General features: G+C 64.1%; 17 protein-coding genes, 1 tRNA gene, 1 pseudogene and 1 riboswitch. Of the genes and pseudogenes, 11 read left to right on the top strand and 8 right to left on the bottom strand.

Annotated elements, in window-relative coordinates; all coding sequences use genetic code 11:
* From cobU to EN808_RS09955, 3 genes are read right to left on the bottom strand one after another with little or no spacing between them, the layout of a single operon-like run.
* Window positions 1-516 carry a bifunctional adenosylcobinamide kinase/adenosylcobinamide-phosphate guanylyltransferase gene (cobU, locus tag EN808_RS09965; protein WP_127280782.1) on the bottom strand — a complete coding sequence of 172 codons (516 nt, stop codon included), beginning with the start codon at window positions 514-516 and terminating at the stop codon, window positions 1-3.
* Entirely contained in the window at window positions 509-1,312 is an 804-nt protein-coding gene (locus EN808_RS09960) for a CbtA family protein (RefSeq protein WP_135915683.1), read from the bottom strand. The genes cobU and EN808_RS09960 overlap by 8 nt, the downstream gene beginning before the upstream one ends.
* Before the next feature lie 15 nt (window positions 1,313-1,327).
* Window positions 1,328-1,507 carry a CbtB domain-containing protein gene (locus tag EN808_RS09955; protein ID WP_127280551.1) on the bottom strand — a complete coding sequence of 60 codons (180 nt, stop codon included), beginning with the start codon at window positions 1,505-1,507 and terminating at the stop codon, window positions 1,328-1,330.
* A 36-nt stretch (window positions 1,508-1,543) separates the two neighbouring features.
* Window positions 1,544-1,742: riboswitch (cobalamin riboswitch) on the bottom strand.
* A 143-nt stretch (window positions 1,743-1,885) separates the two neighbouring features.
* On the opposite strand from EN808_RS09955, the gene EN808_RS09950 reads away from it, so the two are divergent.
* Window positions 1,886-3,052, top strand: a complete 1,167-nt coding sequence (locus EN808_RS09950; protein WP_127871565.1) for an aromatic ring-hydroxylating dioxygenase subunit alpha — start codon at window positions 1,886-1,888, stop codon at window positions 3,050-3,052.
* A 50-nt stretch (window positions 3,053-3,102) separates the two neighbouring features.
* Here EN808_RS09950 and EN808_RS09945 read toward each other — a convergent pair whose 3' ends face one another.
* The gene (locus tag EN808_RS09945; RefSeq protein ID WP_135866609.1) at window positions 3,103-4,302 is read right to left on the bottom strand and encodes an MFS transporter; all 1,200 of its coding nucleotides are present in this window, start codon (window positions 4,300-4,302) and stop codon (window positions 3,103-3,105) included.
* A 236-nt stretch (window positions 4,303-4,538) separates the two neighbouring features.
* On the opposite strand from EN808_RS09945, the gene EN808_RS09940 reads away from it, so the two are divergent.
* Together EN808_RS09940 and EN808_RS09935 are read left to right on the top strand one after the other, a co-directional pair.
* The gene (locus tag EN808_RS09940; protein ID WP_135881823.1) at window positions 4,539-5,537 is read left to right on the top strand and encodes a DUF1624 domain-containing protein; all 999 of its coding nucleotides are present in this window, start codon (window positions 4,539-4,541) and stop codon (window positions 5,535-5,537) included.
* On the top strand, window positions 5,534-6,004 hold the full coding sequence (locus EN808_RS09935; protein ID WP_127280835.1) for an isoprenylcysteine carboxylmethyltransferase family protein: 471 nt from the start codon (window positions 5,534-5,536) through the stop codon (window positions 6,002-6,004). Before EN808_RS09940 ends, EN808_RS09935 begins: the two co-directional genes overlap by 4 nt.
* Before the next feature lie 12 nt (window positions 6,005-6,016).
* Here the strand turns inward: EN808_RS09935 and EN808_RS09930 are convergent, their stop codons facing one another.
* The 3 genes from EN808_RS09930 to mgtE all read right to left on the bottom strand — a co-directional run bounded on the left by EN808_RS09930 (window position 6,017) and on the right by mgtE (window position 8,543).
* Complete coding sequence (locus tag EN808_RS09930; RefSeq protein WP_127280836.1) at window positions 6,017-6,529, bottom strand: HXXEE domain-containing protein; 513 nt, start codon at window positions 6,527-6,529, stop codon at window positions 6,017-6,019.
* A gap of 68 nt (window positions 6,530-6,597) precedes the next feature.
* Entirely contained in the window at window positions 6,598-6,984 is a 387-nt protein-coding gene (locus EN808_RS09925; RefSeq protein WP_006203215.1) for a MerR family DNA-binding transcriptional regulator, read from the bottom strand.
* A 140-nt stretch (window positions 6,985-7,124) separates the two neighbouring features.
* Window positions 7,125-8,543, bottom strand: a complete 1,419-nt coding sequence (mgtE, locus tag EN808_RS09920; protein ID WP_135915682.1) for a magnesium transporter — start codon at window positions 8,541-8,543, stop codon at window positions 7,125-7,127.
* A 442-nt stretch (window positions 8,544-8,985) separates the two neighbouring features.
* Here mgtE and EN808_RS09915 point away from each other — a divergent pair, with 442 nt between their 5' ends.
* The 8 genes and pseudogenes from EN808_RS09915 to EN808_RS09885 form a co-directional block, all read left to right on the top strand.
* Window positions 8,986-9,555: a response regulator transcription factor gene (locus tag EN808_RS09915; RefSeq protein ID WP_245525067.1), complete on the top strand. Its 570-nt coding sequence runs from the start codon at window positions 8,986-8,988 to the stop codon at window positions 9,553-9,555.
* A 121-nt stretch (window positions 9,556-9,676) separates the two neighbouring features.
* A complete protein-coding gene (locus EN808_RS09910) occupies window positions 9,677-10,867 on the top strand; it encodes an aminotransferase class V-fold PLP-dependent enzyme (RefSeq protein WP_135915680.1) in 1,191 nt (396 codons plus the stop codon).
* A gap of 10 nt (window positions 10,868-10,877) precedes the next feature.
* A complete protein-coding gene (locus EN808_RS09905; protein WP_127871571.1) occupies window positions 10,878-11,828 on the top strand; it encodes a CoA ester lyase in 951 nt (316 codons plus the stop codon).
* 49 nt (window positions 11,829-11,877) lie between these two features.
* The gene (locus EN808_RS09900; RefSeq protein WP_135915679.1) at window positions 11,878-13,062 is read left to right on the top strand and encodes a malate--CoA ligase subunit beta; all 1,185 of its coding nucleotides are present in this window, start codon (window positions 11,878-11,880) and stop codon (window positions 13,060-13,062) included.
* Between the two features lie 14 nt (window positions 13,063-13,076).
* Complete coding sequence (gene sucD, locus EN808_RS09895) at window positions 13,077-13,976, top strand: succinate--CoA ligase subunit alpha (RefSeq protein ID WP_127871573.1); 900 nt, start codon at window positions 13,077-13,079, stop codon at window positions 13,974-13,976.
* Window positions 13,973-16,657: a phosphoenolpyruvate carboxylase gene (locus EN808_RS09890; RefSeq protein ID WP_245525053.1), complete on the top strand. Its 2,685-nt coding sequence runs from the start codon at window positions 13,973-13,975 to the stop codon at window positions 16,655-16,657. The genes sucD and EN808_RS09890 overlap by 4 nt, the downstream gene beginning before the upstream one ends.
* A 31-nt stretch (window positions 16,658-16,688) precedes the next feature.
* A complete protein-coding gene (locus EN808_RS36265; protein ID WP_189522123.1) occupies window positions 16,689-16,850 on the top strand; it encodes a hypothetical protein in 162 nt (53 codons plus the stop codon).
* A 624-nt stretch (window positions 16,851-17,474) separates the two neighbouring features.
* Window positions 17,475-17,702 (top strand): annotated as a pseudogene (locus tag EN808_RS09885) (ATP-binding protein); the annotation flags it as partial.
* A gap of 85 nt (window positions 17,703-17,787) precedes the next feature.
* On the opposite strand, the gene EN808_RS09880 reads toward EN808_RS09885, so the two are convergent.
* Window positions 17,788-17,872: transfer RNA gene (locus EN808_RS09880), tRNA-Leu, on the bottom strand.
* Window positions 17,873-18,088: the final 216 nt, after the last annotated feature.

The raw sequence follows: 18,088 nt of genomic DNA, 5'->3' as shown, positions 1-18,088 counted from the left end.
TCATTTCACCTTGAGCGGTAGCCCCGCCACCATCAGGAGCACCGTATCGGCGACCGCGGCGACCCGCTGGTTGAGCCGACCGGCGTCGTCGCGAAAACGCCGCCCCAGCGCATTGTCGGGCACGATGCCTTGCCCGACCTCGTTCGACACCACGAACCACGGCCCGCGCGGCCGCGACAGAACGTCCGCCAGCCGTCGGCACGCGGCCTCGACGTCGTGATCCGCCAGCATGTGATTGGTCAGCCACAGCGTCAGGCAGTCGACAAGCACCGGCTGATCATCCGGCAACGCCTCCAGGGCTTCGGCAAGGTCGAGTGGCGCGTCGATGGTCGACCAGCCCTCGCCGCGCCGCGAGCGGTGCAGCGCGATGCGTTCATGCATCTCGTCGTCATAGGCTTGCGCCGTGGCGATATAGGCCCATGGCGAGGGCAACGCCGCCACCAGGGTTTCTGCGTGCGCGCTCTTGCCGGAGCGCGCACCACCGATGATGAAGGTCAGCTTGCCCAGATCAGGCAAAGCTGTCGCGCAGGCTGGTCGCCGTGCCGGTGAAGCGCCCGCGAACCACGCCAACGACCGCGCCGAGCACCAGCCAGAACACCAGATTTGTCACCGTCACCGCCACCACGAACTGATGGTGCAGGCCTTCCGGGATCGGTGTCTCGAAGCTGTCGGGCTGCGGCGCGCCGACAATGTGCGGCGCGACGATCAGCAAGACCGCGAGGATGGTCAACGGCAGCGATCTGCGAAACACGATCAGGCCAAGGCCGATAGCGGTTGCCGCCACCGTTGCCGACCACCAGATCTGGCGCGGCAGGAGATCGGCCGCCGGCATTGCAGGCAGCTCCGGCTGCAGGCCGAGGCCAGGCGCCAGTGTGAACACGGCAAAGCCGGCCAGACCCCAGAAAACGCCCTGGCGCCAGTTGCCGACGCCGCCTGCGAATTCCGAAACCGCGACCAGGACCAATGCGAAGCCGATGCCGGTGACGATATTGGCAAGCACGCTGAAGGCGAAACGCTCTAAGCCGTCGGCCGGCGCCCAGCCTTCATCCTCCGCTACCGGAGCAGCTGCTTCCGCTGCCGGCGCGGCGGAACTCATGGCATTGCCTGCCGGAGCGGCCGTGCTCACGGCGCCGGTATCGGTTGCCGCGGGTGCCGCGCCATGGTCGTGATGATGGCCGCCGCCTGCCTTTTCGTAGACTTCCGCTTTCAGGATCAGCGGAACGGTCGCATAGGCCTGCATGCAGGCAAGAACGACACCGGCCACGAGCCCCGCGATCGCCGCGACGAACACGACGTTGCGAAAAAGGTTCATGATGTCAGATCCCAGTTAGTGGCAGGGAAACGCCATCGAGTGGCGATAATCGTGGGCGGCGTTGTGGACCGCATCGATGTGCGAGAAGCCGACAAAGCCGACAACGAAAATGCCGAGCAGCGCGGCGAGCGCGAGCTGCATGAAGCGCGACTGCGAGGAGACGGAGGCGCCGAGGGAGACGGTAGCAGTGGTCATTTCCAGTCCTTTCGCCCTCCACCCGAGGGCATAGAAGTCAGTCTTTTCGCCGCCGGCAGGTCTCCTGGCTCGCGGATAAGCGCCCTTCCCCACCTTCCCGAAGAAAAATCTTCAGTGGCATATGGAGAGGACTACCGCACACAGTTGCGGGGGCAGCCACGGCATTGGGCGAAACCTCGCCCGCACCGCATTCCCTCTTGGCTCCCAAAAAGGAACCGACGACGTTGGTGACTATAGGGAAATTCGCCGCGCGCGGCAAACCAAATTCCGACAGCCGCCAGCGCAGGAGCGTCGTATCGGCAAAGCCGCTCCCATCCCGTCCTGATTGACAAACTTCATGGCCGGGTGTCGGCTGGCAAGCCTCACAGGAAGCCAGCCATGCAGCCCAATGCCAGCGAGCGCGATCCTTATAACGGGCTGACCCGTACCGAGCCGACGCTGCCCTCATCGGCATATTGGGACCAGGAGAGCTATAAGCGTGATCTCGACGCCATCTGGTACAGAGACTGGCTGCTCGTCTGCCGCGAGGCCGATCTGGCGCAGCCGCTAGCCTTCCGCCGATTCCGCATCGGCACGCAGGACATCCTCGTGCTGCGCGACGACACAGGTGAGCTGCGCGCCTTCCACAACACCTGCCGCCATCGCGGCTCGCAGCTTTGCCAGGAGAGCGAGGGCCGCCTGAAAGCGCGGCTGATAACCTGCCCGTATCACGCCTGGTCCTACTCGCTGCGCGGCGAGCTGGTGCGCGTGCCGTCGAAATCGCTGCCTGACGGCTTCGACAAGGCCGATCACCCGCTTTATCGCGTCGCGCTCTCGGTGTGGCGCGGCTTCGTCTTCGTCAATCTTGCTGAAGATGCCGCCGGCTCGGCGCAATCCTCCTTCGATCCCGCGTCCGGCAACCTCGGCAACTGGCCGCTCGAAACGCTGGTCTCAGGCCATGTGCTGCGCAAGGTCATGAACTGCAACTGGAAGATCTTTTGGGAAAACTTCAACGAGTGCCTGCACTGTCCGGGCGTCCACAAGGACCTGTCGCGGCTGGTGCCGATCTATGGCCGCGGCCTGATGAGCCGGCATGACGATCCCGAATGGCTCCGCCACGCCGACAATGACGCGCCGGAATTTTCCGGCGGCTTGCGCGCAGGCGCCCAGACCTGGTCGCGCGACGGCCAGACGCACGGGCCGGTCTTCTCAGGGCTGAAGCCGGCGGAACGCAGCGCCGGCCAGACCTATGCCACCAGCCTGCCCTCGATGTTCATCGTCGGCCATGTCGACTATGTCAGGACCGTGCGCCTGGTGCCGCTCGGTCCCGAACAGACGGAGCTTGTCGCGGAGTGGCTGTTCGCGCCCGAGGCCCTCGCCGAGACCGATATCGACAACATCATCACCTTTGGCACACAGGTGCTGGAGGAGGACGCCGCCATCTGCGAGGTCAACCAGAAGGGCTTGCGCTCGATGCGCCACACAGCCGGCGTGCTGATGCCCGAGGAATATGATCTGCACCGCTTCCACAATTGGGTGCGCGAGCGCCATGCGGCGGTGACATGAGGGTATGTCGAGATTCAGGTCAGGCCGGCATCACCTGAATATCGACATACCTACAGGGACTTCGGCAGGTAGCGCCAGGTCATGAAGCCGCAAAACGCCGCCAGCAGGCTGAGGGTGACGAACACCGATCCCAGGCCGAAGAACGCCAGCACCACCGAATAGACCAGCGGCGGCGTCAGTTCGGAAAAATCGAGATAGGTGCGGTAGACCGCCGCCATCTGCGCCCGCTCATAGGAGCGTACCGAGCGCATGAAGGCGGTCGAACCCAGGGCGTCGAGCGCGATGGTGAAGAAGGCGCCGCACAACAGGAAGGCGCCGGTCAGCAACGGTGCTGTCGCTCCGATCGTGCCGGCGGCCAGCAGCGATGCCGACATGGCGAAATAGGCAAACGTCATGGTGCGCCGGCCGCCAAAGCGCTTTCCTGCCTTGCCCCAGAAGATAGCCATGAACAAAAGCGCGTTGCCGGCCGAGACCAGCAGGCCGCCGGCGATATCGCCCTGCCCGGTGATGACCATGAACAGCGGCCCATAGACGAAGAATGTCGTCCAGAAGCAGGAGCGGCCGAAGGCGATCAGCCAGGCGAGTCTGAGCCTCGGCTGCGCCACGAAGCGGCCGATATTGGCGAGCGGATTGGCCGGCCGCGTCTTACCCGGGCGGATCGACGGGTTGTCACCCAGCCGGTAGGTCCAGAACAGCGCCAGCAAGGCCAGGGCGAACACCGCCACCGCACCATGCGCGGCATAGATGCCGAAATGCGCGTAAAGAAAGATGCCGAGCGTCGGCCCACAGGTCCAGGCAACCATCGACCACGCCATGCGCAGCGATTCGGCCTGCATGAAGTCGGTCTTGCGGATGTGGTCCATGATGTAGAGGTTGAGCGTGATCGACAGCGCGCTGGCGCCCATGACGCGGCACAGCATGCCGGCCAGTTGCCCGGCGAGCGTATGGGAAACGAAGAACAGCGAGCCTATGGCAAGCAGGCAGGCGCCGGCGGTGTACACCCACCGCCGCGCGAAGCGGCGGATCAGCATCGGCATGAACAGGGTCACCGACAGGCCGAGCAGCGACACGACGGTGTAGAGGATCGAGACGACCTGCTCGTTGTGCAGGATTTCGTAGGCCTGGATCGGGATGACGCTCGACACCATGGCGCGGGCGAAGGATTCGACCGCGTAGAGCGAGGCGAAGGTGCGCGCGTCCGCGGCCTTGAGGGCCGGAAGCCAGATCGGATGGCGCACATGGGTGGACATTGCTTCCCCAAACAGAATCGCGGCGCCGAATCTGGCGCGGACATTTCAGGCCCATTAAGAGGAAACCGACGCACACCCGGCAAAAAGCGAAGCCGGTCAAAGGCTTTCCCGCGCTGGCCCAAACCCGGCGGCTGGCGCGGGCTCCGCCGCGCGGTCCGGGCCAGGGCGACCGGTCTTCTTCTATCCGGTGCAACCGTGATAGTCGTCTTGGAGGGGCTGAATCAGATCACGAGACCATGAGCATCAACACGCCGACCGCACCCGTTCCGGAGCCATCGAAGCGAATCGTCGCCATCGACATCGTGCGCGGCATCGCGTTGATCGCGATGGCGAGCTACCACTTCACCTGGGACCTGGAATTCTTCGGTTACACCGACCCTGGTCTCACCGCCTTCGGCTGGTGGAAGATCTACGCCCGCTGCATCGCTTCGACCTTCCTGTTCCTGGTGGGCGTCAGCCTCTATCTCGCCCATGGCCGACAGATCCGCTGGAACGGTTTCTGGAAGCGGGCCGCCATGGTCGCCGGCGCGGCGGTCGCCATCTCGGTCGTCACCCGCATCGCCACGCCCGACGGGTTCATCTTCTTCGGCATCCTGCACGAGATCGCGCTGGCGAGCCTGCTTGGCCTCGCCTTCCTGCGCCTGCCGGCGCTGCTGACGCTTGTCGTCGCCGCGCTCGTCATCGCGGCGCCAGCCTACCTGCGCTTCGAGGCCCTCGATCATCCGTGGCTGTGGTGGATCGGCCTGTCGGCGATCAATCCGCGCTCCAACGACTATGTGCCGCTGTTTCCATGGTTCGGCGCCGTGCTTCTCGGCCTCGGGGCGGCGAAACTCGCTTCCGCTTCCGGTATACGGGCACGTCTGGCGAGCCGCGTGCCAGGCCGCTGGGCCAATCCTCTGGTCTTCATCGGCCGCCACAGCCTGGCCTTCTACCTGATCCACCAGCCGCTGCTGATCGGTTGCGTCTGGCTGTTCTCGCAAGTGATGCCCGCGCAGGTCGACCCCCCGCGGGTCAATTTCCTGAAAACCTGCCAGCGCTCGTGCGAGCAGATGCGCAACGCAACCTTCTGTTCGAGCTATTGCGGCTGTATGCTCGAGACTCTCGAAGGTGAAGGCTCTCTTGATCGGCTCTACAACAACGACCAGACTGCGGACTTCAGGGCGCATCTGTCCGATCTTGCCGCAACGTGTACCGCCAAGACCGAGGACAAGATGACGGAGGGAGGGACGCAATGACGGAGCCGAAGCCTGGGCTGATACCGTGGCCGCCGGTGATCTACGTCGCCGCAATCGCCCTCAGCATCATCCTCGGCCTGCTCTATCCCCTGCCCTGGATCGGCGACCTGCTGGGCGACATCCTGTTCGCCGCCGGTTGGGTGGCTTTGTTCGCTGTCGCCGTCCTCTGGTTCACCGCGATCCGCACCATGATACGGGCCAGGACAACGCTCAATCCCAACGCCGTGCCCGATCATCTCGTCACGACCGGTCCCTTCGGCGTCACCCGCAATCCGATGTACCTGGCCAACACGCTGATGCTGATCGGCGTTGCCTTCGTCTCGGGCATCGCCTGGTTCTTCCTGCTTGCCTTCGTCGCCGCCTTCGTCACCCAGAAGGTCGCGATCGAGCGCGAGGAAAAGATGTTGGCGGCGAAATTCGGCAAGAAATATCGCGACTACGCCAAACGCGTGCGGCGCTGGATCTGAGGTCCGGCGGGATCAGTCAGAAGCCTTGCCTGGAGCGCCTGCCGTGTCCGGAAGCAGTTTCCGGCCGACATAAAACAGCACCGGGAGCAGAAGCACGATGGCCAGGACAATGGCGGGCGCCGTCAAGGCGAAGCCGGTCGCTGAAATATATCCCTCGCGAAATGCCTGATGCAGCAGAGCCGCGGTGACCGGCAGGTTCAATGCGAGAGCGGTCGCGGTCCCCGGCATATAGCGGCGCGTGACCATTGTGACGAGGAGATGTGGAAAAGCCACGTTGAGCAGCATCGCAAGCGCATAGCCCGACAGGACGTAGGCGCCGAAACTCTCCCGTCCCTGCACGGTGGCGAGCAAAGCCGCAACGCCAGCAAGAACAACCAGCACGAACACCGCGAACCGGAATTCGTTGGCCGCGAGGGGACGGTGCCAGCGCCCCGCCTGCTCGGACCAGGCAGGCAGGAAAACCGCCTCCTCCAGATTGTGGACGGTGACAGCGGCGACAAACAGCCAAGCGAGAGTGATGAACATGACGTGATCGACCGCCGGTTCAAGCCTTCACAGTTCCTGGCGGCGAGGCATCGGAGCAACCGCACAGGTCAGGTATTGACGCCGAGCTCGACCAGCCGCTCGACGCAGGACTCTTCGGCCTGGTCGAGTTCGGCCAGCGTCTCCTCGAGGTCGCGGCGCTTCTGCCTGAGATCCTCGCGCTTTTCCTCGATGCGCTTGATCATCAGCTTGAGCTGCCCGACCTCGCCCGGCGGCTCCTTGTACATCTGGATGATCTCGCGGATCTCGTTGATCGAGAAGCCGAGCCGTTTTCCACGCATGATCTGCCGGATGAGATGGCGGTCGGAAGGGCGAAACAGACGGGTGCGGCCGCGCCGCACCGGCTGCACCAACCCCTCGTCTTCGTAGAAACGCAGCGTCCGCGTCGACACGTCGAATTCGCGGGTCAGTTCGGTGATCGAATAATATTCCCGCATTGTCACTCCATGCCGGAATTCCGGGCGATCGCCGTGCGGCGTCGCCCATCTGTCCCGAACCAAACCCTTGCCCGCCGGAATCGAACCCGGCACCCCGTACGAGCCTCGCACGGCATTTACGTAAAAGTCAATTGAGACGCTTACCGGACACCGAACCACCAGCTCGCGAGGCCGAGGAAGGCAAAGAATCCAACGACATCGGTGACCGTGGTGACGAAGACCGCCGAAGCGACCGCGGGATCGACCTTGAAGCGGTCGAGCAGCAGCGGGATCAGGATGCCGGCAAGGGCCGCCACGAACATGTTGATGATCATCGCCGCGGCGATGATGCCGCCCAGATTAGGATCGCGAAACCACGCCGCCGCGACGATGCCGATCAGGATGGCGAAGACGATGCCGTTGATGAAGCCGACGCCCATTTCGCGGCGGATGATGCGGCCGGCATTGTAGATGTCGAGATCCCTCGTCGCCAGCGCCCGCACGGTGACGGTCATGGTCTGCGACCCGGCATTGCCGCCCATGCCGGCCACGATCGGCATCAGCACGGCGAGCGCCACGATCCGCTCGATCGTGTGGTCGAACAGGCCGATCACCGATGCCGCCAGAAATGCGGTCAAGAGATTGACGAGCAGCCAGGGAACGCGCGAGCGCGAAGTCGCCAGAATGCTGTCGGAGAGTTCTTCGTCGCCGACGCCGCCCATGCGCAGCAGGTCTTCCTCCGCTTCCTGCTGAATGACGTCGACGACGTCGTCGATGGTCAGCACGCCGACCAGCCGCTCGTTCTCGTCGACCACGGCCGCCGACAAGAGATCGTATTGTTCGAATTCCCGCGCCGCCTCTTCCTGGTCCATGGTGGCCGGGATGGCGTGCCGCGTCTCATGCATGACTTCCTCGACCTTGACCGCGCGCTTGGTGCGCAGGATCTGGTCGAGATCGATGGCGCCCAACAGCTTGAAGGTCGGATCGATGACGAATATCTGGCTGAAGCGCTCGGGAAGGTTCTTGTCCTCGCGCATGTAGTCGATGGTCTGGCCGATCGTCCAGAAGGGTGGCACCGCGACGAACTCGGTCTGCATGCGCCGCCCGGCGGTCTCTTCCGGGTAGTCGAGCGAGCGGCGCAGCCTGATCCGCTCGGTGAAAGGCAGTTGCGACAGGATCTCGTCCTGGTCTTCCGGCTCGAGGTCTTCGAGGATGTAGACCGCATCGTCGGAATCGAGTTCCTGCACCGCCTGCGCGATTTGCGCATTGGGCAGGTTGTCGACGATATCCATGCGGATCGCCTCGTCGACCTCGGTCAAAGCGGAAAAATCGAAGTCGGCGCCCAGCAGATCGACCAAGGCAAGCCGTTGTTCGGGGTGCAGCGCCTCGATGAGGTCGCCAAGTTCCGACTGATGCAGGTCGTCGACTTCACGCTTGAGGGTCAGCGTGTCGCGGTCGGCGATCGCCGTACCAATCCGGGCGAGGAAGGACGAAAGGACGGCACCGTCCTCGCCATAGATGTCGGCGTGGTGCTCGTCGGCGGCCCTGGCGCCCGTCGTCCGTTCGTCCTGGCCTTCCACCAGCGCCTCCCGCCATCAGAATCCCGGAAAAGGTGCAAATCAGGTCTAGACCATGAGTCCGCAAAGTGGAAACCGGTTTTTCGGTCCGGCCTTCTAACGTACGGAAATCTCAGGCCAAACGCATGCTTGCCCGCTCACGTCGGGCTTCGCCGATGCCGTGTTGTCATGCGCGCACGGACTGTCGATTTCATCAAAAGAAGGGCGCCCTTCGGCTTCCAGCGGCGCGACAGCTGATGTCGCTGGGGAAAGAGCACCCTCGCGCCATTGGGGCAGAATTGCCATGACGCAGGTCCAGGCATCGCCAGGACCCGCCAGGCCGCAACAAAAAAGCCGGAAGCCCTTGAAGATCAGGTCACGGACAGAGAACAAGGCAATCGAAGAGCGGCGCGTTCGCGTGGTCGTCGCCGAACGCAATCCGCTCGTCATATCGGCTCTGCGCGAAATGCTGGAATGCGATGGGCGGTTCGAGCTTTTGGCCTCGGTACAAAGCGGCAGGCATTTCCTGGAGCTTGCCATGGCGCAGGAGTTCGATGTCGCCGTGATCGGCTGGAAGCTCTCCGACATGGACGGCGCGGATGTCCTGGCCGAGGTCCAGGGCAGCAAGCTCAACGTTCGCATCGCCGTCTTTTCAAACGACCATGACATCGGCATCCTGAAACAGTGCGTGCGCCTGGGGGCGCAGGGCTACTGCTTCCAGTTCGACGATCCCGCCATCATCTTCGACACGATCCTGGCGGTCGCGCACGGCCGCATCTGCATTCCCTATATCGACATCAACAAGGTCAACGACACGCCTCTGTCTCGGCTGACCGTGCGCGAGCGTGAACTGCTGGCGGTGCTGTCCGACGGCTGGACCAATTTGCAGATCGCGACCCGGACCGGCATCTCCGAGAATACGGTGAAATATCACCTCAAGAATCTCTACGACAAGCTGGATGTCCGCAACCGCGCCATGGCGGTAGCGCTCTATTCGAGCGAGAAGCGCCGAAGCCCCAAGTCACCTATCGGGTAGGCCAACCGGGTAGGAGCACCCCACCCGCGCGGGCCAACTACTTACCCGGCAAGGTGTTGTTGGCCGGCCGTATCGACGCGACACTTCCTCCACAATCCAAAACGATCGGAGGAGTTCGCGCATGGCTGGGTTCACTCATCTCTTCATCCCAGGGCCCACAAACATTCCCGAGCAGGTGCGGCAGGCGATGAACCTGCCGATGGAGGACATGCGCGCGGCCACCTTCCCCGGCCTCACCGTGCCGCTGTTCGAGGACATCAAGAAAGTCTTCAAGAACGAAACCGGCCGCGTCTTCATCTACCCGTCCTCCGGTACCGGTGCCTGGGAAGCGGCGATGACCAATGTGCTCAGCCCTGGCGACCGCGTTTTGATGTCGCGCTTCGGCCAGTTCTCGCATCTGTGGGTCGACATGGCCGAGCGGCTCGGCTTCGAGGTCGACGTGATCGACTGCGAATGGGGAACCGGCGTTCCGCTCGAACTCTACGCGGAGCGGCTGAAGGCGGACAAGACGCACCGCATCAAGGCCATCTTCTGCACTCAGAACGAGACGGCGACCGGCGTCACCAGCGACGTCGCCGGCTGCCGCGCGGCGCTCGACGATGCGAACCACCCAGCGCTCCTCTTCGTCGACGGCGTCTCGTCGATCGGCTCCATCGACTTCCGCCAGGAGGAATGGGGCGTCGACTGCGCCGTCAGTGGTTCGCAGAAAGGCTTCATGCTGCCGGCCGGCCTCGGCTTCCTGTCGGTCAGCAAGAAGGCTCTCATCGCTTCGAGAACCGCCACCCACCGGCGCTGCTTCTTCTCCTTCGAGGACATGATCCGCGCCAACGATGCCGGCTATTTTCCCTACACGCCGGCAACGCAGCTGCTGCGCGGCCTGCGTGCCTCGCTCGACCTGATCGCCGATGAAGGGCTTGAGAATATCTTTGCGCGCCACCATCGCCTCAGCGAAGGCGTGCGCAAGGCGGTCGACGCCTGGGGCCTGAAGCTCTGCGCCAAGGCGCCGAAATGGCACTCCGACACGGTCAGCGCCATCCTGGTGCCCGAAGGCATCGACAGCGCTGAAATCGTCAAAAAGGCCTACCAGAAGTACCAGACGTCGCTTGGCGGCGGCCTCAACAAGGTGGCTGGCAAGGTCTTCCGTATCGGCCATCTCGGCTGGCTGAACGAGGTGATGGTGCTGGCCTCGCTGTCGGCGGCCGAAATGGCGTTGCTCGATTGCGGCGTGCGGCTGGCGCCGGGTTCCGGAGTCGGCGCCGCCATCCAGCATTTCCGCGCCTCGGCCGCGGTGCCGGTCGCCGAAGCCGCTTGAGGATGAGAAGATGAGCCACACCATCAACCATCTCAAGAAGCTCAGGCTGCAGCGCAGCGAGCTGGCGGTTCCCGGCTCCAGCCCGGAGATGATCGACAAGGCGGCCAACAGTGCCGCCGACTTCGTCTTCCTCGACATCGAGGACGCGGTCGCGCCGCCCGACAAGGAGCGCGCCCGCAAGAACATCATCCAGGCGCTGAACGACATCGACTGGCGCGCCAAGGGCAAGACCGTCTCGGTGCGCATCAACGGGCTCGACACCCATTACATGTATCGCGACGTGGTCGATGTCATGGAACAGGCCGGCGACCGGCTGGACACCATCCTGGTGCCGAAGGTCGGCGTGCCCGCCGACCTCTACATGGTCGAGGCCATGGTCAACCAGATCGAGATGGCCAAGGGCTACAAGACCCGGGTCGGTCTCGAAGCGCTGATCGAGACCGCGCTCGGCATGGCCAATGTCGAGGCCATCGCCGCGACGCCCGGCCGGCTGGAAGCCATGCATTTTGGCGTCGCCGACTATGCCGCCAGCAACAAGGCGCGGACCGTCAACATTGGCGGCCTCAACCCCGATTATCCCGGCGACCAGTGGCATTTCGCCCTGTCGCGCATGACCGTCGCCTGCCGCGCCTATGGCCTGCGCGCCATTGACGGGCCGTTCGGCGATTTCTCCGATCCGGAAGGCTACAAGGCGGCCGCCCGGCGCGCCGCCGCACTCGGCATCGAAGGCAAATGGGCGATCCATCCCTCGCAGATTGCTTTGGCCAACGACGTGTTCTCGCCGCCGGAGAAGGAAGTCACGCGCGCCCGCCGCATCCTGGAGGTGCTGAAGGAAGCCGAGGCGCAGGGCAAAGGCGCCGCCGCACTCGACGGCAAGATGATCGACGCCGCTTCGGAACGCATGGCGCGCAACGTGCTGGTGGTCAACGACGCCATCGAACGCGCCGGCCAGCTTAATTAGCCAACAAGGGCCGCGTCGCGGCACTTTGACGATTTGCGGAGGAGAAAAAATGGACATCCACGAATATCAGGCCAAGGAACTGCTCGCCCGGCATGGAGTGCACGTGCCGCGAGGCGGCCTGGCCTACAGCCCCGAGCAAGCCACCTACCGGGCGCGCGAAATCGGCGGCGGCAAATGGGTGCTGAAAGCGCAGGTTCATTCCGGCGCGCGCGGCAAGGCCGGCGGCATCAAGCTCTGCGCCAATGATGAGGAGATTTCCAGCGCCGCCGAAGCCATGCTCGGGCGCAAGCTGGTGACCCACCAGACCGGCCCGCGCGGCAAGCTGATCTCGCGCCTCTATCTCGAGGAAGCAGTCGACATCGCGCAGGAGCTCTATCTCGGCTTCGTGCTCGACCGCAAGGAAGAGCGCGTCATGATCGTCGCCTCGGCCGCCGGCGGCATGGAGATCGAGGAGATCGCCGAAAGAGCGCCGGATTCCATCATCCGCGCCACCGTCGACCCGGGCGTCGGCATGCAGCGTTTCCAGGCGCGCGAGATCGCCTTCGGGCTCGGGCTGGAGGACAGCCTGATCGGCAAGGCGACCGAGACCATCTTCAGCTGCTACCAAGTGTTCCGCGACTACGACGCCTCGATGCTGGAGATCAATCCGCTGGTGGTGACCCGCGACGGCAGCCTGGTGGCGCTCGACGCCAAGATGTCGTTCGACGAGAACGCGCTGTTCCGGCGGCCGGAAATCTCCGAATTGCGCGACAAGAGCCAGGAAGATCCGCGCGAAACCTTCGCCAGCGACCGCGGCCTCTCCTATGTCGGCCTCGAAGGCAATATCGGGTGCATCATCAACGGCGCCGGGCTCGCCATGGCGACGATGGACATGATCAAGATCGCCGGCGGCGAGCCGGCCAATTTCCTCGACATCGGCGGCGGCGCTTCGCCCGAGCGGGTGGCGAAATCCTTCCGCGCCGTGCTCGGCGACAAGAATGTCGAAACCATCCTGGTCAACATCTTCGCCGGCATCAACCGCTGCGACTGGGTTGCCGAGGGCGTCATCAAGGCGATCCGCGAGGTCGGCGTCAGCGTGCCGCTGGTGGTGCGGCTGTCCGGCACCAGGGCCGAGGAAGGACGCAAGATCCTGGCCGATTCCGGCGAGGCGGTGATCGTCGCCGACACGCTCGCCGAAGCCGCCGAAAAAGCCGTCGCCGCATGGCGCGCGGCCACCAAGAAAAAAGCAGCCTGAGGGAGGACAGAAAAATGGCAATCCTGCTCAACCGCAGCACGCGCGTCATCGTGCAAGGTTTCACAGGCAAGATCGGCAGCTTCCATGCCGAGGACATGAAGCGCTACGGCACCAAGCTCGTCGGCGGCGTCACCCCCGGCAAGGGCGGCCAGACGCATCTTGGCCTGCCGATCTTCAACACCGTCAAGGGCGCGGTGCGCGAAACCCGTGCCGAGGCCAGCATCGTCTTCGTGCCACCGCCCTTCGCCGCCGATTCGATCATGGAGGCCGCGGACGCGGGAATAAAACTCTGCGTCTGCATCACCGACGGCATCCCCTCGCAGGACATGATGCAGGTCAAGCGCTACATGCGCCGCTACCGCTTCGAGGACCGCATGCGGCTGGTCGGGCCGAACTGCGCCGGCATCATCACGCCGGGACAGGCGCTGATGGGCATCATGCCCGGCTCGATCTACCTTCCCGGCCGCGTCGGCATCGTCGGGCGGTCGGGCACGCTGGGCTACGAGGCCGCCTCGCAGATGAAGGCGCTCGGCATCGGCGTCTCGACCAGCGTCGGCATCGGTGGCGATCCGATCAACGGCTCCTCCTTCAAGGACGTTCTGAAGCTGTTCGAGCAGGACGACGAGACCGACGCCGTGGTGATGATCGGCGAGATCGGCGGACCGCAGGAAGCCGAAGCCGCGATCTGGGCGCGCGACAATATGAGGAAGCCGCTGATCGCCTACATTGCCGGGCTTTCCGCCCCGAAAGGCCGCCGCATGGGCCATGCCGGCGCCATCATCTCGGCTTTCGGTGAGTCCGCGCAGGAGAAGGTCGAGATCCTGAAAGAGGCCGGCGTCATCATCGTGCCGACGCCGTCGTCCTTCGGCGACGTCGTGGCCGAGACTTTGGAGCGAACGAAGAAGGCGGCTTGAAGCGTTTGGAACAGAGCAGACGCATCAAATTTCGGGAGGACGAGCGCAGCCTCTTGTTGCGCCTGCTGCTTCAGGTCGCAAGCGCGCGGGAGCCGGAGATCGCCGCCGTTCTGACCGGACGTCGGTCGCTTGTCTCGCTTGCCGCGGAGCAGCGCATCCCGGCGCTTCAGGCGAGCGGCGTCTGGTTCCAGCTGCTCGCCATTGCCGACGAGTTGCTCGCCATGCGGGCGCGCCGCGAACTCGAACAAGGCACCGGTGTCGACGACGTGCCCGGCTCCTTCGCTAGCGTGATCGCGCGGATGGCGGCGAACGGCCATTCGGCGGAGCAGGTCCAGGCCAGGCTCGACGAACTCTGCGTCGGCCCGACCATGACCGCGCACCCGACGGAGGCCAAACGCGTCACGGTGCTGGAGATCCATCGCCGTATCTACCGCAAGCTGACCGAACTCGACCAGCCGCGCTGGGCGCCGCGCGAACGCGACCTGCTGGTCGCCGATCTGGAAAGCGAGATCGAGCTTCTGTGGATGACGGGCGAGCTGCGGCTGGAGCGCCCGACGGTCGAACGCGAAATCGCCTGGGGCCTGCATTTCTTTCGTGAAGTCATCTTCGAGGCAACGCCGCAGCTCTATGGCAAGCTGGAAGGCGCCCTCGAGCGTCACTATCCGGCCGCGCCGATCAGAATCCCCTCCTTCATGCGCTATGCCTCGTGGATCGGCGGCGATCGCGACGGCAACCCGAATGTGACGGCCGCCGTCACCGCCCATGCCCTGGCCGAATACCGCGATACGGCCATAGGCTGGTATCTGGCGCAGATGCAGCGGCTGGTGACGGTGCTGAGCGCCAGCTCAAACGTCATCGACCTGCCGGCGAGCTTCAAGCCGGTGCTGCAAACGGCGCTTGATAAAAGCCGACAGGCCGATGGGATCACCACCCGCAACCCTGACGAACCGCTCCGCCAATTCGCTTCGGCCCTGCTTGCCCGGCTGGAGACGACACGGGACGGCGGTGCGGCGGCGTACCCGTCGGCGGGCGCGTTTCGTGCCGATCTGGAGGGGCTGTCGAGCGTTCTCGAAGCAATCGGCGGGCGCGCGGTGGCCAGGCGTTTCGTCCAGCCTCTGCTCTGGCAGGTCGGCAGCTTCGGCTTCCGCACCGTCTCGCTCGACCTCAGGCAGAACTCCACGGTCGTCAACCGCGTGCTGGCCGAGCTGTTTGCGCTGACGAACCCCGCCGATCCGGTGGCGGCTGGCACGCCGCAATGGTCGGCGCGCATTCGCAAAGCCATCAGCGAGGGCGAGCGGCTGGAGATAGACGCTGGGCGGCTCTCGGCTGAAGCAGGCGAACTGCTTTCGACATTCTCCGTCATCGCCAGGCACATCTCCAGCTCTGATCCCGACGCTGTCGGCTCTTTCGTTCTCTCGATGACCCGCTCCGCCGACGATCTGCTCGCGGTCTATCTGCTGGCGCAATATTGCGGACTTTCGACCGCGCCCGCCGGCGGCACAATCAGGCTGCGGATCGTGCCCTTGTTCGAGACCATCGCCGACCTGCAGGCCGCCCCTGGCATATTGAACGGATTGCTCGACGTCTCGCTGGTGAGGCGCACGGTGCGCGATTTCGGCGCGCGCCAGGAAATCATGGTCGGCTATTCCGATTCCAACAAGGACGGCGGCTTCCTCGCCTCCAATTGGGAACTGGCCAAAGCGCAGAAGCGGCTCGCTGCCGTCGGGCGCAAGCACAAGGTTGGGATCAGTTTCTTTCACGGCCGCGGCGGCTCCGTCAGCCGTGGCGGCGCGCCGACCGGCCGGGCGATCGCGGCGCAGCCGCAAGGCACCGTCGCCGGCACCATGCGGGTGACCGAGCAAGGCGAGGTTGTATCGTCGAAATTCGCCAATCGCGGCACCGGCCTCAACCAGCTCGAGATCCTCGCCGCCGCCGTTCTGGCCCACAGCGTCGGATCGCCGGGCGATGCCGAGACGAAGGAGACGCCGGAGTTCGACGAAGCGCTCGAGGCGCTCGCCGGTATGTCGCAGGCATCCTATGCCACGCTGATGGCCGAGCCCGGCTTCCTCGATTATTTCAACCAGGCGAGCCCGGTCGCGGAACTGGCGCTCCTGAAAATGGGCTCACGGCCGGATCGCCGTTTCGGCGCCAACGGCATCGCCGACCTGCGCGCCATTCCATGGGTGTTCGCCTGGAGCCAGAACCGTCATCTGTTGACCGGCTGGTATGGCATCGGCAGCGCGCTGAGCGCCTTCGTCGCGGTGCGCGGCGAGGTCGGGCGCGACCTTCTGGCCCGCATGTTCGAGCACTCGCGCTTTTTCCGCCTGGTCGTCGACGAAGCCGAGAAGACGCTCTACCAGGCCGACATGGAGATCGCGCGGCTCTACGCCGGCCTTGTGTCCGACAGCGATGCCGCCAAACGAATCTATGCCCGCATCGCCGGGGAGTACGAGTTGACGCGACGCCTGATCGGCGACCTCACAGGGGGTGATCTTTCCGAGCGCTTTCCGATGTTCAAGCGGCGTTTCGACAGCCTGCGGCGGCAGATGGACGACATCCACCGGCTGCAGGTCGATCTGCTGCGTGATGTCAGGGCAAGGACGACGGATCAAAAGCGGGCAACCGACGCCTTGCTGGTGTCGATTAATTGCATCTCGGCTGGGCTGGGATGGACGGGGTAGCTCGCCGGCTGGCCGAGTTACGTCAGTCACCTTGCTTCATCATTCTTGGCTGATTGCCGATCGCCCAGATCATCGGCCTGTCTGCCCGAAAGGCCGCCGCATGGGCCATGCCGGCGTCATCATCGTGCCGACGCCGTCCTCCTTCGGCGAGGAGGTGGCCGATACGCTGGCACGGATGAAGAAGGCTGCATAACCTCTGGGAACAGGCTGCCTAAGGGCAGTTCCCGGAGCACGGGGCGGCGCGATCTGAATGCGCGGCCCAGCGGTCCCTTCCAAACAGTCGAAAAGCTCACGCCACGATGGAAGCCCGCCCGCTTTCGACGGCGGGCGATCTGGCAGAAGCCGGTTCGGCCCAGCCCTTAGGTCGGGCAGCCGAAGCTAGGGCAAGCTATCGCCGTCACGGCGGACAGCTTTTCGCGCCTTACGAACATCGGCTTCACATAAGTCTTCTTCATGGTATCTCCCCTTTGCCAAAACCCACGAAGCGATTCGTGCCGTGGTCTGGATCGCTTTGTCAAGCGAGCTGAGAGCAATAACAAAACAGCGACAGCCTTGTTTAGCAGCTCAGCTGAGGAAGCGGCCCGCCGCTGGTGAACTTTAGTTGGCCGACAAAAATCCCTCTCGACAGCGGTCAGGCCGGCCCAACGTCCTGACGAGCGGGACTATCAAACATTCCCGAGTCTGACGCTTTGCCGTTCTAGAGGCGCGCACGGAGCCAAGATCAAGCCAAGATTGCGCAACAAAACTTAACATCACTTCATGCATACAGCCATTTTCACCTGAAATAGTCCGGGCATCGGGCCTCTTACTGCCTCCCGACGGGCCGGGCATTTCCATGACAGCGCGCTCGCGCGTGTTCGAACCGTTCTTCAAGGAGGACATGTCACGCGGCGTTGCCTCGAAGCACGGCTTCGGGCTCGGCCTTTCCATCGTAGCGGATATCATCCAGGGGCACGGCGGCAAGATCGAGTTGCACGACAACCAGCCAAGCGGCCTCGTCGTGACCTTTGATCTGCCGAGTGGAACCGAGATCCGGCCCTTATAGCAGGCCGGCGCCATACTCAGGATCTGATGATCGCCAGATTGCAGGAGGTCATTTCAAGACGTCCGAAGGCTTGCCTCAGGAATACTGGTGCGGTCGAGAAGACTCGAACTTCCACGGGTTGCCCCACAGCGACCTCAACGCTGCGCGTCTACCAATTCCGCCACGACCGCACGTGGTAGGAGCCGGAACCGACCGGCTCGCGGCGTGTAGCAAATCGTTTCCGGCGAAACAAGTGCGTGGCGAGCAATAATGTCAGGCAATTGGGATAACGTTCCACAGGATTGCAATGAGCATCCCGAACTGGACGTTTGCGCCCGATATCGCCATATGGAGGCCAAAGGCATGTCGCCCAAAAGTGCAAGGCGGTTTTGGGGCCGTGACATGGA

The organism is Mesorhizobium sp. M8A.F.Ca.ET.165.01.1.1 (genome assembly GCF_004792065.1).
Taxonomy (GTDB): Bacteria; Pseudomonadota; Alphaproteobacteria; order Rhizobiales; family Rhizobiaceae; genus Mesorhizobium.
This window is presented reverse-complemented; position numbering and strand designations above follow the sequence as displayed.